The sequence below is a fragment of the Streptomyces sp. Y7 genome, assembly GCF_043195415.1.
Classification (GTDB): domain Bacteria; phylum Actinomycetota; class Actinomycetes; order Streptomycetales; family Streptomycetaceae; genus Streptomyces.
In genome coordinates, this window is record NZ_JBIDDQ010000001.1 from 461,783 (window position 1) to 476,497 (window position 14,715).

Consider the following 14,715-nt stretch of genomic DNA (forward strand, 5'->3'; position numbering starts at 1 on the left):
CGCAAATCCCGATCCTTCTTCGACCCAGGGACCGTCATGAATGATCGAGCGAGCGCGCATCGACCCGTCAGTCACTACACGATCGACTACGTCGAGTTGTATGTGGAGGACCTGGAGGCAGCGACCCGGGACTGGCAGGACGCATACGGCTTTTCCGTGGCCGGCGAGAGCATTTCCGCCGATCACCGGAGCGTCGCGCTGCGGCACGGCGGAATCACCCTTGTCCTCACGACCCCGTTGAGCGACCGGCACCCCGCGTCCGCGTATCTGCCGGCCCATGGCGACGGGGTCGCCGACATCGCGCTGCGCACCCGGGACGCGGGCGCGGCGTTCGCCGCCGCCGTGGCGGGCGGGGGCCGGGCGTTGCGCAGGCCGGAGCGGCACTCCGGGAACGGGCCGCGGGTCACCGCGCTCATCGGTGGCTTCGGGGACGTCGTCCACACACTGGTGGAACGAGAGCCCGTCGCGGCCGGCGGCCTCCCGGCGGGGTTCACACCCGTCGCGGGTGAACGGCCGCAGTGGTCCGGCGAGGTGGGGCTGCTGGACATCGACCACTTCGCGGTCTGTCTCCCCGCGGGCGATCTCGACACGACGGTGCGGTTCTACCGCAACGCCCTCGGTTTCAGCGAGATCTTCGAGGAGCGGATCGTCGTCGGCACACAGGCGATGGAGTCGAAGGTGGTGCAGAGCCCGAACGGCGCGGTGACGCTCACCCTCATCGAGCCGGACACCAAGGCCGAGCCGGGGCAGATCGACGACTTCCTGAAGAACCACGACGGCGCCGGGGTCCAGCACGTCGCCTTCTCCAGCGCCGACGCCGTGCGCTCGGTCCGCGCGCTGCGGGAACGCGACGTCCGCTTCCTGAAGACGCCGGACGCCTACTACGACCTGCTCGACGGCCGGATCGATCTGGCGACGCACTCCATCGCCACGCTGCGCGAGACACAGCTGCTCGCGGACGAGGACCACGGCGGTCAGCTGTTCCAGATATTCACCGCCTCCACTCACCCCAAGCGCACCCTGTTCTTCGAGATCATCGAGCGGCAGGGCGCGGGCACGTTCGGCAGCGCCAACATCAAGGCGCTGTACGAGGCGGTGGAACTGGAGAAGGCCGGGCAGCATGGCCTGCGATGACGTGGGCGGGGGTACGGCGGCGGTCTGGCTCGACATGGACGATGTCGAGCGGGCCGCCGCCGCGGTACTGCCGCCCGACGTGTGGGACTTCGTCGCCGGGGGCAGCGGCCGGGAACTGTCGTTGGCGGCCAACCGGGCCGCGTTCGACGGCGTGTTCGTGCGCCCCCGGATCCTGCGGGACGTGTCCGGGTGCGACACGGAGACGACACTGCTCGGGCGAGCCGTGCGGATGCCGGTGGCGGTCGGACCCGTGGCGTACCACCGACTGGTGTGCCCGGAGGGCGAGTCGGCGACCGCGCGGGCCGCGAAGGCGGCGGGCGTGCCCTTCACCGTGGCGACGCTGAGCAGCGTGCCGGTGGAGGAGATCACGGCCGTCGGCGGCTCGGTGTGGTTCCAGCTCTACTGGCTGCGCGACACCGGGCGGACGCTGGATCTGGTCCGCAGGGCCGAGGACGCCGGCTGCGAGGCGATCGTGCTCACCGTCGACGTGCCGTGGATGGGCCGGCGGCTGCGGGACGTCCGCAACGGATTCGCGCTGCCCGACCACGTCCGGGCAGTCCATCTGGGCGGCGGGACGTCGACGGCACACCGCGCGGGCGGCGGGGAGTCGGCGGTGGCCGTGCACACGGCGGAGACCTTCTCCCGGTCCGTGACCTGGTCGTGCGTGCGGCAACTGCGGGAGAGCACCCGGCTGCCGATCGTGCTCAAGGGAGTCCTGGCCCCCGAGGACGCGCGTCGCGCCGTGGAGCACGGCGTCGACGCCCTGGTCGTCTCCAACCACGGCGGCCGCCAGCTGGACGGCGCACTGACCGCCGTGCACGCGCTGCCCGGCGTGGTGGAAGCGGTCGGCGGGGCCTGCGAGATCCTCCTCGACGGAGGCGTGCGCAGCGGCACGGACGTCCTCAAGGCCCTCGCGCTCGGCGCGTCGGGCGTCCTGGTGGGCCGCGCCCCGGTCTGGGGTCTGGCGGCCGGCGGCGAGGAAGGCGTACGGCGCGTGCTGGAGCTGCTGGCCGGTGAGGTGACGGACGCCCTGGGGCTGGCCGGATGCGCGGGGGTCGCCGACGCGGCGGGGCTGGACATTCTCCGGCCGGTCGGCGTGGGGATCGGGTAGCGGAGGCAGGCAGGGCCCGGCATCGGGGTGCCCGGCACTTGGCGCGTCCCCGGCATGGGGGTGCCCTGCACATGGCGCGTCCCCGGCATGGGGGTGCCCCGCACTTGGCGCGTGCCCGGCATGGGGGTGCCCCGCACAGGGCGCGTGCCCGGCATCACCTCGATGCCGGGCACGCGCCCTGTGCGGGGCAGCACGCTCTAGCGGCGTCCTCCCCGCTCCGTCTCCTGCGGTGCCGGTTCCCGGTCGTGGACGGTGATGGCGTGTCCGGGGCAGCGCCAGACGACCGACCGTACGGCCGCGGCCAGTTCCGCGGCCGGGGCGGCGTCGTTCACGACGCCCATGCCGTCGTCGTCCTGGTCGAACACCCGGGGCGCGAACATCGCGCAGACGCCGCCGCTCACACACTTCTCACGGTCGATCCGGATCTCCATCGGTCTGCCGTCTCCTTTCCGTCGGTCACCAGGCGACCGGCAGGCGGTGGAGTCCGTGGGCGAGCGCCCGGTTGTAGAAGCGCACCTCCTCGGCGGGCACGGCGAGCCGCAGTTCGGGGAAGCGCCGCCACAGGGCCTGGTAGGCGATGCGCAGCTCGGTGCGGGCCAGCGCGGCGCCCAGGCAGTGGTGGACGCCGTGCCCGAAGGCGACGTGGGCGACGGGCTCACGGGCGAGGTCGAGCCGGTCCGGTCCGTCGGTGAGGGCCGGGTCGCGGTTGGCCATGGTGAGCGAGCAGATGACGGTCTCGCCCGCCTTGATCAGCTGGTCGCCGATCCGCACGTCGTTCACGGCAGTGCGCGGTGTGGGCGCGTTCGCCACCGACATGTAGCGGATCAGCTCGTCCAGGGCGCGGTCGGAGGCCAGCCGGGAGCCGTCCCCCTTGTCGTCGCGTTCGCCGAGCAGCAGCGGGAGCTGGTCGGGGTTCTCCAGCATCGCGAGGACGCCGAGGCCGATCATGCCCTCGATGTTGTCGATGCCGGCGAGGATCAGCAGCACGCACACGCCGCGCATCTCCTCGTCGGTGAAGTCGTCGCCGTGCTCGCGCACCAGCGCGCCGATGAACCCGTCGTCGGGGTCCTTGCGCTGCCGCGCCACCATCGAGACGAGATAGCGGGAGAACGCGGCGCCGTCGGCGGCCCGCACCTTGCGGCTGCGGGAGAAGTCCAGGTGCCGGTGGCAGTGGCGCAGGAACTCGGGCCGGTCGTCGCGCGGCACGCCGATGAGCTCGCACAGCACCTCGCCCGGCACCGGCTGCGCGAACAGCGGCATCAGGTCGGCGCCCGGCCCGGTTGCCTCGACGGTGTCGAGGTGCTCCTCGATGATCGCCGTGATGTCCGGTTCCAGCCGGCGCAGCCGCCGTACGGTGAATTCGGGGGTGAGCATCCGGCGCAGCCGGGTGTGCTCCGGCGGGTCGTAGTCCATGAGGTGACCGACCAGCTCCGGCGGGCGCCAGTTCGGTCCTTCGGCGCCCCACCGGCGGCGGGTGCTGAAGTTGGTGTGGTCGCCCAGGATCCGGCGCACCTCCGGGTAGCCGGTGGCGAGCCAGACCCATTCGTCGGATTCGTTGGGGCCGATGACGTACCTGCTCAGCGGGGCCGCGGCACGCAGGTCGTCGGCCGGGTCGAAGCGGGTGCGCCGGGTGTAGAGCAGTTCGGGGTACGCCTGCTGTGCCCGCGGTTGCTGCTGCGGGGCCGGGTGCTGGGTCTGCTGCGGCATGAGCGTTGTCCTCCTACCAGGCCACCGGGAGCGCGTCCACGGAGTAGACCCGTGAGGACGGCATCCGGAACCTGATCTCCTCGTGCGGGACGGCGAGCCGCAGGTCCGGGAAGCGCCGCCACAACGCCAGGTAGGCGGTGCGCAGTTGCATCCGGGCCAGCGGAGCGCCGAGGCAGTGGTGCACGCCGTGTCCGAACGCCATGTGCGGGGCCGGTTCACGGGTGATGTCGAAGCGGTCGTCGGGACGGCCACCCGGGGTGGCGATCCGGTTCGCCGCGAAGGCCGAGCAGATGACCCGCTCCCCCTTCGGTATCACGTGCCCGCCGAGGGGCACGTCCTCCAGCGCGGTGCGCGGCGAGAGGGTCGGGATCACCGAGACGTGGCGCAGGAGTTCCTCCACCGCGCGGTCGATCAGTTCGGGTTTCTTCCGCAACTGGGCGAGCTGGTCGGGATGTTCGAGGAGGACGAGGGTGCCGAGTCCCAGCATGCTGGCGACGTTCTCGATGCCGGCGGAGGTCAGCGACGCGGCCAGGCCCTCCAGTTCCTCGTCGGTGATCTCGTCGCCGTACTCGCGCACCAGCATGCCCAGCAGATCGTCGCCGGGGTCCCGGCGCTGCCGTGCGGTGAGCTGGTGGAAGTAGGCGCGGTAGGCCCGGCCGGCCGCCATCTGGCGGGCCCGGCCGCGGCCGTCGTCGCGGGTGATGTCGAGATGGCGGGACAGCTCCGCGCGGTCGTCGCGGGGCACGCCCAGCAGTTCGCAGGCCGCCTGGCCCGGGATCTGCCAGGCGAAGTGCTGCATCAGGTCGGCCGGCGCCCCGGCCTGCTCCATCGCGTCGAGGCACTCCTCGACGACGGCGTCGATCCGCGGCTGGAGCCGCCGCAGGCGCCGCATGGTGAACTCGGGGTTCAGCATCCTGCGCAGCCGGGTGTGCTCCGGCGGGTCGTAGTGCAGGGGGTTGCCGATGTTCTGCAGCCGCCGGGACTGCGCCTCGGTGTCGGCGGGCGGGAGCATGGTGAACCGGTGCTGGTCGCTGAGCACCTCGCGGGCCTCGTCGATGCCGGTGACCAGCCAGCCCACGACCTGGCTGGAGGGCCCGCCGTGCAGTTCCGTCCGCAGCACCGGGCACCGGTTGCGCAGTTCGACCAGTTCCGGGACCGGGTCGAACCGGTCCCGGCGGTTGTACACGGGGACGTCACGGGACACCATGTGGCAGCTCGCCTCCCTCAGGCGGTGGTGGCCGGCAGCCAGTACAGGCCGTCCGCGGAGGAGACCAGTCCGCCGGGGAACATGGGTGTCTCGGGTTCGGCGTCCTCGCCGAGCAGCGCCCGCATCTGCACCTGGCCCGCCTCGTGCATGGCGTTGCGCACGACCGAGGAGCTGAACAGGGGCACCGAGCTGCCGTCCTCGTTCGCGGCGAACTTCTCCACGGCGGTGGCGAACTCCTCGGAGTTGTCCGCGAGCCGCTCGCTCAGCGCCTCGGCGTTCATCAGGCCCTGCTCGCCGGAGGAGACACCGCCGATGAGCTCGACGAAGGACTGCAGCTCCGGCTCGCTGTTCGAGGTGACCTTCTTGGCCTGCCAGAAGTAGGAGTTCTCGTCGCGGTGCATCTCGTAGAAGGACACGAGGAACTCGTAGAAGACGCCGTACTCGCGCCGGTAGCGGGCCTCGAACTCCTTCATCGCGGCATCCTCGTCGACCTTGCCCTCCAGGACGCTGTTGAGGGAGCGGGCGGCGAGCAGCGAGCTGTAGGTGGCGAGGTGGACGCCGGAGGAGAAGACGGGGTCGACGAAGCAGGCGGCGTCGCCGACGAGCATCATGCCGGGCCGGGTGAAGGTGGTGTGGTGGTACGAGTAGTCCTTGCGGACCCGGATCTCGCCGTACTGGCCCTCGGTGACACGGGTGGCGCCGGAGAGGTAGTCGGCGATCATCGGGCACTCGTCGATCAGGGCCCGCAGCGCCTTCTCCGGGTCGCCCTGGATCTTCTCGGCCAGCTCCCGCCGTACGACGGCTCCGACGCTGGTCAGGGTGTCGCTGAGGGGGATGTACCAGAACCAGCCGCTCTCGAAGGCCACGCAGAGGATGTTGAAGCGGTTGGGTTCGGGCATCCGCTTGCCGTTCTCGAAGTAGCCGAAGAGGGCGAGGCTGCGGAAGAAGTCGGAGTACTCGCGGGTGCCGCCGACCTTGTTGTAAAGCCGGCTCTTGTTGCCGGAGGCGTCGACGACGTACCGGGCGCGGATCTCGCGCTCGTTTCCGTCGGCGTCGGTGTAGGTGAGGCCGCGGACCCGCTCGCCCTCCTCGATCACCCCGCGCACCGAGCAGCCCTCGCGGACGTCGGCTCCCTGCTTGCGGGCGTTCTTCAGCAGGATGTCGTCGAACTTGGACCGCTCGACCTGATAGGCGACGGAGGTCGGGCCCGCCATGCGGGGCGAGACGGAGAAGGCGAAGGTCCAGGGCTCGGGCCTGGCGCCCCAGCGGAAGGTGCCGCCGCGTTTGAGCGGGAAGCCCGCCTTCGCGAGGTCGTCCGCGGCGCCGGAGAGCCGGCACACACCGTGAATGGTCGACGGCAGCAGCGATTCACCGATCTGGTAGCGCGGGAAGTTCTCCTTTTCGAGTACGACGACCCGGTGCCCTTGTTTGGCGACGAGCGCGGCGAGGGTGGAACCGGCGGGTCCGCCGCCGACGACGGCCACGTCGAATTCTTCGGTCACTGCTGCCACAGCCAACTCCCTGTCCGTTGCGGTGTTCTCATTGAGCCTGAATTTGTCCGGCGGGCTCGTCAACTCGTCCAATTTCCTTTTCCGGACGCTCTTTTCGTCCGACGAGGGTGAGCAGCGGGCCGGTCATGAAGGTGGTGACGAGCGCCATCAGGACGAGCACCGTGAAGAGGCCGGGGCCGATCACCCCCGCTTCGAGCGCCACGTCGAGCACGATCAGTTCGGTGAGGCCGCGCGTGTTGACCAGTGCGGCGACCCGTGCCGACTGACGCGGGCCGAGGCCGGTCAGCCGGCCGGCCGCGTACGCCGGGCCGAGCTTGCCGACGACGGCGATGCCCAGGATCAGCGCCAGCAGCACCAGTCCGTCGGCGTCGAGCGTGCCGACGTCGAACTTCAGCCCGGTGGTGACGAAGAACAGCGGCAGGAACACCGCTGCGGTCTGCTCCATCGGCTGGAGCACCTCGGCGTCCGGGACCTCGTTGCGGCGCGGCATGACCAGGCCCGCGAGGAAGCCGCCGAACACCGGGTGCAGCCCCAGCACGGACGTCACCCAGGCACTGCCCAGCGCGAGTCCCAGGGCCACCGGCACAGGGCTGAGCAGCCGTGACTCCGAGCGCCGTAGCAGCCGGTCGAGCAGGGGCCGTACGACGAGGAACATGACGGCGCCGAACAGCACGATCAGCACCAGGGCCAGCAGCCACGACGGCCCCGAGGAGTGCCCGGTGCCGGCGAACGCGGCGGCGAGCACCAGCCAGGCGGCCACGTCCATGATCCCGGCGGCGGTGGTGGCGACCGCCCCGGTGGGCGTGCCCGCCATGCCGCGCTCGCGGACGATCGCGACCAGCACCGGCAGTGCGGTCACCGAGCAGGCGACCGCCATGAACATCACGAACGTCCGCCCGCCCGCGCCCGGTTCGACCGCGGTGAACATGCCGTCCAGGAGCGTCACCGCGCCGGTGCTGAGCCCGGCCGGGACCAGCAGTGCCAGCGCGGCCACCGCCAGCACGGACCGGCCGCCACGGCGCAGTTGCCGGTAGTTGATCTCGTATCCGGCGAGGAACATGAAGATCACGACGGCGACCTGGGAGAGGACCGTCAGGAACGGCAGCACCTCCGGCGGGAAGAGTGTCTTCGTCGGATCGCCCGGCAGCCGCCCGAGCACGGTGGGACCGAGGGCGATTCCCGCCACGATCTGCCCGATCACGGTGGGCTGGCCCAGCCGGCGGGCCAGCGCGCCCAGCAGCCAGGAGGCGACGACGATGAGCGCGACGTCGCCGATGACGACGGTGGTCACCTGTCCGGTGTCCACGTCCCTCCCTTCCTCTCACTGCGTGCCCGCACCGCCGGTCAGGCCGTGGCGGTGCCTTCCATGCGGGCGATGAGGCTCTTGGGCCGCATGTCGGTCCAGTTCTGCTCGACGAATTCCAGGCATTCGGCTCGGCCCGCCTCGCCGAACACGGTCGTCCAGCCCTGCGGAATCTCCGCGAAGACCGGCCAGAGCGAGTGCTGGCCCTCGTCGTTGACGAGCACCAGGAAAGTGCCGTTCTCGTTGTCGAAGGGGTTGGTCATGGTGTCATTCGCCTTCTTTTCCGGAGTGGTTCGTGGATTTCGCGGTCTGGGGAATCGCGGCCAGTTTCCCGGTGAGGACGGAGCCGACCGGCGGGAGATTTCCGGGGTGGAGCATCCGGTAGTGGTCGACCGGGATTTCGTGGCTCTCGACGGTGCCGCCGGTGTAGGGCCGCCAGGAGGCCCGGGCCTCGGCGGCGGGCAGTTCGTCCGGGCGGTCGTGCGCGGCGATGAACAGCAGGACGTCACCACCGAAGCGACGGGGGGTGTGGCCGGGCGCGAACCGGGCCATGTTGCCCAGCACTTCCCGCATCCGCGACAGCACCCGGTCGCCCAGGTTCCCGCGTGCGTCGACACCCGCCGACACCTCGATCTCCTGCTCCATCAAGGTCGACGCCTGCTCCTCGCGGGAGGCCCCGCGGTCCCGGGAGACCGACTTGCCGGCGCTGCTGGGGTAGGCGTCGAGCAGCGCGAGCAGCGCCACCTCCTCGCCCAGCTCCTCCAGCCGGCAGGCGATCGCCTGGGCGATCATGCCGCCGAAGGACCAGCCGAGCAGGTGGTAGGGGCCTTCGGGCTGGACGTTGCGGATCTCGTCGGCGTAGTCGGCCGCCATCTCCTCGATGCTGTGCGGCAGTTCCTCGGGCCCGGCGAGGCCGCGCGCCTGCACGCCGTACACCGGGAGGTCGGCCGGCAGGTACGGCAACAGCGCCGCGTACGACCAGCTCAGGCCCATGCTGGGGTGCAGGCAGAACAGCGGCTTGCGGGTGCCTTCGGGCCGCAGCGGCAGCACAACGCCCAGTTCGCCGCCGCCCGGGCCGGCCGGCCTGCCGGCCCGCGCGACCCGGCGGTCGCGCAGCGACAGCACGCCCCGGCCGTCGCGCCTGGCGCGCTGGCCGGTCCGCAGCATCCGGCCGCCGGGACGGTACGGGTCGGCGACGATCCGCTCGGCGGTGAGTGCGGGGCGGCCCGCGTATCCCCGCGCGAGGGCGCCGCCGGCCACGTAGAGATCCCCTTCGACTCCGCCGGGGACAGGGCGCAGCCGGTCGTCCAGGACGTAGGCCAGGGTGTGCGGGAGCGGTCGTCCCGCCTGGAGTCCGGAGGCGGGTGTCAGCTCGCCGGGGCCGTAGCGCGCCTCCAGCCAGGTGCCGCCGGTCTCGGGGACGGCGTGACCGGTGACCCGTGTGGTGACGGCCGGGATCCGCCGCGGGTCCTCGTCGACGACCAGGATCTCCGGGTACGACGGTGAGTCCGTGGCCCGTTCCGTGAGCGGGGCGCCGGTGGTGACCAGGAGGTCGGCGCCCGGCCCGTCGGTGGAAGGCGTCCCGAAGCGCACGGTGCCGCCGGACGTCAGGGTGGCGAGCAGGGGGGTGAGCAGGGCCGGAACCGGCACGCGGGGGTCCAGCTGCGTCACGCCGGACACGGGCGAGACCTGCGCGCGGTGCGCGGTGCGGGACGCGAGCGTGCGGTGCTCGACGACCGCGTGGGAGCCGTTCCCGGCTGAGGCGGGGAGCAGCAGGGCGGGGTGGCCGGGGTGCGGCGGGCGCGGGGCGGTGTGCTCGGCGGGGTCCTCGTCGGACGCGGTCGCGGTGATGTCGCTGAGCAGCACCGCTGCCCCCGCTGCCGCCCAGGGCCCGGCACCGGCTGAGGTGGTCACCACGGCGGCGGCACGGATCTCCCCCGATGCCGGGTCCGCTCCGGAGACCGGCCGGACCGCGGCTCCGGATCGCAGCACGCCGAGCAGCGCGGCGACGAGCCCCGCGTCGGCGGGCCGGTCCACGGCCACGACGTCCTCGGCGCCGATCCCCCGCGCCGCGAGCCGCAACGCCAGTGTCCGTGCCTCGGCGTCCAGTTCGGCGTAGGTGAGCGCTCCGGTCCCGTCGGCCACCGCGACCGCGTCGGGCGTGGCGGCCGCCTGCGCGGACAGTGCCTCGACGACCGTGGTCTCGGGCGGCTCGGTGCCGGAGTGGTCGCCGAGCTCCACGGCGGCCCGCCGTTCGGCGTCGTCGAGCAGCAGGTCGAAGTCCCCGACGCGCAGTTCGGGGTCCTCGGCGGCCTGTTCCAGGACCCGGACCAGTCGTGCGGCGAGCGTGGCCGCCGTGTGCCGGTCGAACAGGTCGGTGGCGTACCGGAGTTCGCCCGTCAGACCACCGGGGAGTCCGTCCGGGTCCTCGGTCTCGTCGAGGTGGAGGGACAGGTCGAACTCCATCGCGTCGGTGCCGAGGTCGACGGGTCCACCGTTCAGGCCCGGCAGTTGCCAGGCGTCCCAGGGGTCCTCGCCCTCGTCGCGGACGTCGAGGGCGACCTGGAAGACGGGGTGGCGGTCGGGTGTCGGCGGCAGGTCGAGGGCTTCCAGCAGCCGGGCGAAGGGCACGTCCTGCCGGCGGCGGGCCTCGCGACCCGCGTCGTGCGCCCTGCCGAGCAGTTCGGCGAACGTGGGATCGCCGGAGAGGTCGGTGCGCAGGGCGAGGGGCCGTTCGAAGGCGCCGATCAGCCCTTCGAGTTCGACCTCGTCCTCGCTGCGCGGCAGCACGGTGCCGACGGTGACGTCGTCGGTCGCGCCGAGCCTGCCGAGCAACAGCGCGAGCGCGGCCTGGACGACGGTGAACGCCGAGGCACCCGAGGGCTCGGCCGTCGCGGCGAGCCGCGTGTGCGCCTCGGCCCCCAGCCGGACGGGCACGGATCCGGCCCGGCGGGTGGGCAGCACCGGACGGTCGCGGTCCGTGGGCAGGTCCAGGGCTTCCGGGGCGCCGTCGAGGGCGCCGCGCCAGTACCGGATCTCGTCCCAGGCGAGGGTCTCGCGGTCCTGCTCGCCGCTCAGCAGCTCCCGCTCCCACAGCGCGTAGTCGGCGAACTGCAGTGGCAGCGGCGCCCGTTCGGGGGCGCGGCCCCGGCGCCGGGCCCCGTAGGCGGCGGCGAGGTCGCGCATCAGCACGCCGGTGGACCGCGCGTCGGCGGCGATGCGGTGCACGAGCAGATGCAGGACGTGGTCGGTGTCGGAGAGGGCGAACAGGGTGTGGGTCCAGGGCACTTCGCGGGTGAGGTCGAAGGTGTGAGCCGTCGCCCGCTCGAGAAGGGCGGGCAGCTCCTCCTCGCGGGCCTCGGTGAGCCGCAGCCCGGGGCGTCCGGCCTCCGGCTCCAGCACCCGCTGGCGCACCGAGCGGCCGGTGCCGGGGAAGGTGGTACGCAGGATCTCGTGCCGGTCGGCGACATCGCCCAGCGCCGCCGTCAGCGCGTCCCGGTCGAGGGCGCCGCGCACCCGCAGCGCGAGGGCGTGGTGCGCGGGCGCGTCGTCGCCGTTGAGGCGGTCCAGCAGCCAGGTGCGCAGCTGGCCGGCGGTGAGGGGCAGCGGGTCCGGGCGGTCCTCGACCTGCCGCAGCGCGGGGCGGACCTTGGCGGCGAGCACCCGGGCCACGCCGGCCGGGGTGGGTGCCGAGAACAGCTGCCGGATGGGCAGGTCGACGCCGAGGTCCTCGCGGATGCGGCGGGCGAGGCGCATGCCGAGGCCGGAGTCGCCGCCGAGCTCGAAGAAGTTGTCCTCGGCGCCGACCTCGTCGAGGGCGAGGACCTCGGCGAAGAGCGTGCACATCTGTTGCTCGGTCTCGCTCTCCGGGGCGCGCCCGGCGCTCCGCGAGACGAAGTCGGGGGCGGGCAGCGCGTCGCGGTCGACCTTGCCGTTGGCGGTCACCGGCAGCGTGACCATGGCCATCACCATCGCCGGGACCATGTACTCAGGCAGCACCTCGGCGACCCGCTCGCGGACGTGGTCGGGGTCGAGGTCCGGTCCGTCGGCGACGACGTAGCCGATCAGCCGCTTCTCGCCGGGCCCGTCGTCACGGACGGCGACGACGGCCTGCCGGACGCCGGGCTGTGCGGCGAGCGCGGACTCCACCTCGCCCGGTTCCACCCGGAAGCCCCGGATCTTGACCTGGGAGTCGGCCCGGCCGACGAAGACCAGGTCGCCCTCGTCGGTCCAGCGCACCAGGTCCCCGGTGCGGTACATCCGCCGCCCGGCCGTGTCGTAGGGGTCGGCCACGAACCGCTCGGCGGTCAGGGCGGCCCGTCCGGCGTACCCGTGTGCCACGCCCTCCCCTGCGAGGTACAGCTCGCCGGGCACGCCGGCCGGGACCGGCTGCAGGAAAGCGTCCAGGACGTGGATGCGGCGGCCCGCCAGCGGCCGTCCCATCGGCAGGGTGCCGACGCCGGGCGAGCCGGGTTCGACGAGGTGCCAGGTGGCGCACAGGGTGGTCTCCGTCGGCCCGTACAGATGCCGGATCCGCAGCTCGGGGCAGACCTGCCGTATGCGCTCGACGGCCTGCAGAGGTACGACGTCGCCGCCGGTGAGCACCTCGCGCAGCCCGGCGAAGCACTCCGGTTCCTCCTCGGCGAGCACCCGGAAGGTTCCCGCGGTCAGGTGCAGCGAGGTCACCCCGGCGGCGGCCTCGTCCCGGATCCGCGGGGCGTCCACCACGCCCGGCTCCGCCACCACCACGCGGGCCCCGGACACCAGCGGCACCCAGATCTCGAACAGCGAGGCGTCGAAGGCGTGCGGGGCGTGCAGCAGCACCGCGTCCTCTTCGCGCAGTCCCCAGCCCGGGTCCCCGGCCAGCGCGGCGACGGCACCGTGCGGCACGGCGACGCCCTTGGGTGTCCCGGTCGAGCCGGACGTGTACATCACGTACGCGAGGTCGTCCGGGGTCGTCCGCACCGCGGGCCGGCCCTCTCCCCCGGCGGGCAGGTCGTCGAGGACGAGCGGCGCCACGGGAGTGTCCTCGGGTACGGCACCGCGCGTGGAGCGGGTGCACAGGACGGCGGCCGGTGCGGAGTCCTTCAGCAGGAACGTGATCCGCTCGGCCGGTTGGCCCACGTCGACTGGCACGTACGCGGCTCCGGCCCGCCAGATCGCGAGCAGCGCGCTCAGCAGGTCGGCCGAACGCTCCATGAGCACGGCGACCCGGTCACCGCGGCCCACGCCCCGCCGCGCCAGGTGTCCCGCCAACCGGGTCGCGTCGGCGTCGAGTTCGGCGTAGGTCAGGATCCGCTTCCCGCCGGTGACGGCGACCGCTTCGGGGGTGCGGGCCGCCTGTTCCGCGAACAGCTCGGGCACGGAACCGCCGGTCACGGCCGCCTCGGTGACGTTCCACTCGCGCAGGACGCGTTCCCGCTCCGGTCCGCCGACCGCCGCGAGCCGCCCGACCGGCAGCCGCGGGTCGGAGACGATCTGTTCCAGCACGCGGATCAGCCGGCCGAGCACCGCCTCGGCGGTCCCGCGGTCGAACAGCTCCAGCTGGTGGTCGAGTTTGACGTGCAGCCGGTCGTCGCCGGGCGCGACGACCAGGGTGAACGGGTAGTGGGCGGTGTCGCGGGAGAGCTTCGCCGGGCGCATGGACAGTCCCTCGGAGCCGGGCTTGCCGGGCGCGTGCGGGAAGTTCTCGTAGACGACGAGGGTGTCGAAGACCGCGCCGGGACCGCCGAGGCGCTGTACCTCGGGCAGGCCGAGATGCTGGTGGGCGATCAGCCCCGCCTGCCGCTCCTGGAGGGCGGTGAGCATCTCCACGGCCGACTGCCGCCCGTCGAGGGGCACCCGCACCGGCAGGGTGTTGATCAGCAGGCCCACCATGGTCTCGACACCGGGCAGTTCGGCGGGCCGGCCGGAGACGGTGGCGCCGAACACCACGTCGGTGCGTCCGGCGAGCTGTGCCAGCACGACCGCCCAGGCGCCCTGCACGACCGTGTTCAGGGTCAGCCCGTGGCCGCGGGCGAGGCTCACCAGGCCCGCCGTCAGCTCCGCGGAGAGGTCGGTGAGCACGAAGCCGGAGTCGGGCAGCCGGGTCGGGTCGGCGGGCGCGACCAGCGTCGGGGCGTCCAGGCCGGCCAGCTCGGCCCGCCACACGTCGCGCGCCCGTTGCTTGTCCTGCCGGTTCAGCCAGGCCAGATAGTCCCGGTAGGAGGCCGTGGCCGCCAGCCCGGAGGCGTCGCCGCCGGCCGCGTACAGCGCGGACAGCTCGCTCATCACGACCGGCATCGACCAGCCGTCCATGAGCACGTGATGGCTGGTGACGATCATCCAGTGCCGGTCGTCGGCGAGTTCGACCAGGGCTATCCGCAGCAGTGGTGCCGCCGCCAGGTCGAACCGCCGGCTCAGTTCCTCGGCCGCCACCCGGTCGGCCGCGGCGGTGGCTTCCTCCCGAGGCAGTCCGCCGACGTTCTCCTCACGCCACGGCAGGGTCACCTCGCGGGCGATGACCTGCACCATCTGAGCGCCGCTGACATGGCAGAAGGAGGCGCGCAGGGCCGCGTGCCGGGCGACGAGTGCCTCCCAGGAGGCGCGCAGCCGGGCGGCGTCCACGGGTCCGTCGAGCGCGAGCACGGCCTGCACGGTGTAGACGTCGGGGCCGCCGCGGTCGTCCAGGGCGGCGTGGAAGAGCAGGCCCTCCTGGAGCGGGGACAGCGGCCACACGTCTTCGACGAGGGATCGGGGCATC

The 14,715-nt window shown here is 72.8% G+C and carries 9 protein-coding genes; 2 read left to right on the forward strand and 7 right to left on the reverse strand.

Annotated elements, in window-relative coordinates; all coding sequences use genetic code 11:
• Positions 1-36 precede the first annotated feature (36 nt).
• Both hppD and ACGFW6_RS01975 read left to right on the forward strand, forming a co-directional pair.
• Positions 37-1,134 (forward strand): 4-hydroxyphenylpyruvate dioxygenase, encoded by a 1,098-nt coding sequence (gene hppD / locus ACGFW6_RS01970; protein WP_393503479.1) that lies wholly within the window; start codon positions 37-39, stop codon positions 1,132-1,134.
• Positions 1,121-2,245, forward strand: a complete 1,125-nt coding sequence (locus ACGFW6_RS01975) for an alpha-hydroxy acid oxidase (protein ID WP_393503482.1) — start codon at positions 1,121-1,123, stop codon at positions 2,243-2,245. The genes hppD and ACGFW6_RS01975 overlap by 14 nt, the downstream gene beginning before the upstream one ends.
• A 197-nt stretch (positions 2,246-2,442) precedes the next feature.
• On the opposite strand, the gene ACGFW6_RS01980 is transcribed toward ACGFW6_RS01975, so the two are convergent.
• From ACGFW6_RS01980 to ACGFW6_RS02010, 7 genes are read right to left on the reverse strand one after another with little or no spacing between them, the layout of a single operon-like run.
• Entirely contained in the window at positions 2,443-2,676 is a 234-nt protein-coding gene (locus tag ACGFW6_RS01980) for a ferredoxin (RefSeq protein WP_393503485.1), read from the reverse strand.
• A gap of 25 nt (positions 2,677-2,701) precedes the next feature.
• Positions 2,702-3,952, reverse strand: a complete 1,251-nt coding sequence (locus tag ACGFW6_RS01985) for a cytochrome P450 (protein WP_393503488.1) — start codon at positions 3,950-3,952, stop codon at positions 2,702-2,704.
• A 13-nt stretch (positions 3,953-3,965) separates the two neighbouring features.
• Positions 3,966-5,159: a cytochrome P450 gene (locus ACGFW6_RS01990; RefSeq protein WP_393503491.1), complete on the reverse strand. Its 1,194-nt coding sequence runs from the start codon at positions 5,157-5,159 to the stop codon at positions 3,966-3,968.
• A 17-nt stretch (positions 5,160-5,176) separates the two neighbouring features.
• A complete protein-coding gene (locus tag ACGFW6_RS01995) occupies positions 5,177-6,661 on the reverse strand; it encodes a tryptophan 7-halogenase (RefSeq protein WP_393505048.1) in 1,485 nt (494 codons plus the stop codon).
• 37 nt (positions 6,662-6,698) lie between these two features.
• Positions 6,699-7,976, reverse strand: a complete 1,278-nt coding sequence (locus ACGFW6_RS02000) for a cation:proton antiporter (protein ID WP_393503494.1) — start codon at positions 7,974-7,976, stop codon at positions 6,699-6,701.
• Between the two features lie 38 nt (positions 7,977-8,014).
• Positions 8,015-8,236, reverse strand: coding sequence for an MbtH family protein (locus ACGFW6_RS02005; protein WP_393503496.1), 222 nt, complete (start codon positions 8,234-8,236; stop codon positions 8,015-8,017).
• 4 nt (positions 8,237-8,240) lie between these two features.
• The gene (locus ACGFW6_RS02010) at positions 8,241-14,714 is read right to left on the reverse strand and encodes an amino acid adenylation domain-containing protein (RefSeq protein WP_393503499.1); all 6,474 of its coding nucleotides are present in this window, start codon (positions 14,712-14,714) and stop codon (positions 8,241-8,243) included.
• Position 14,715 lies beyond the last annotated feature (1 nt).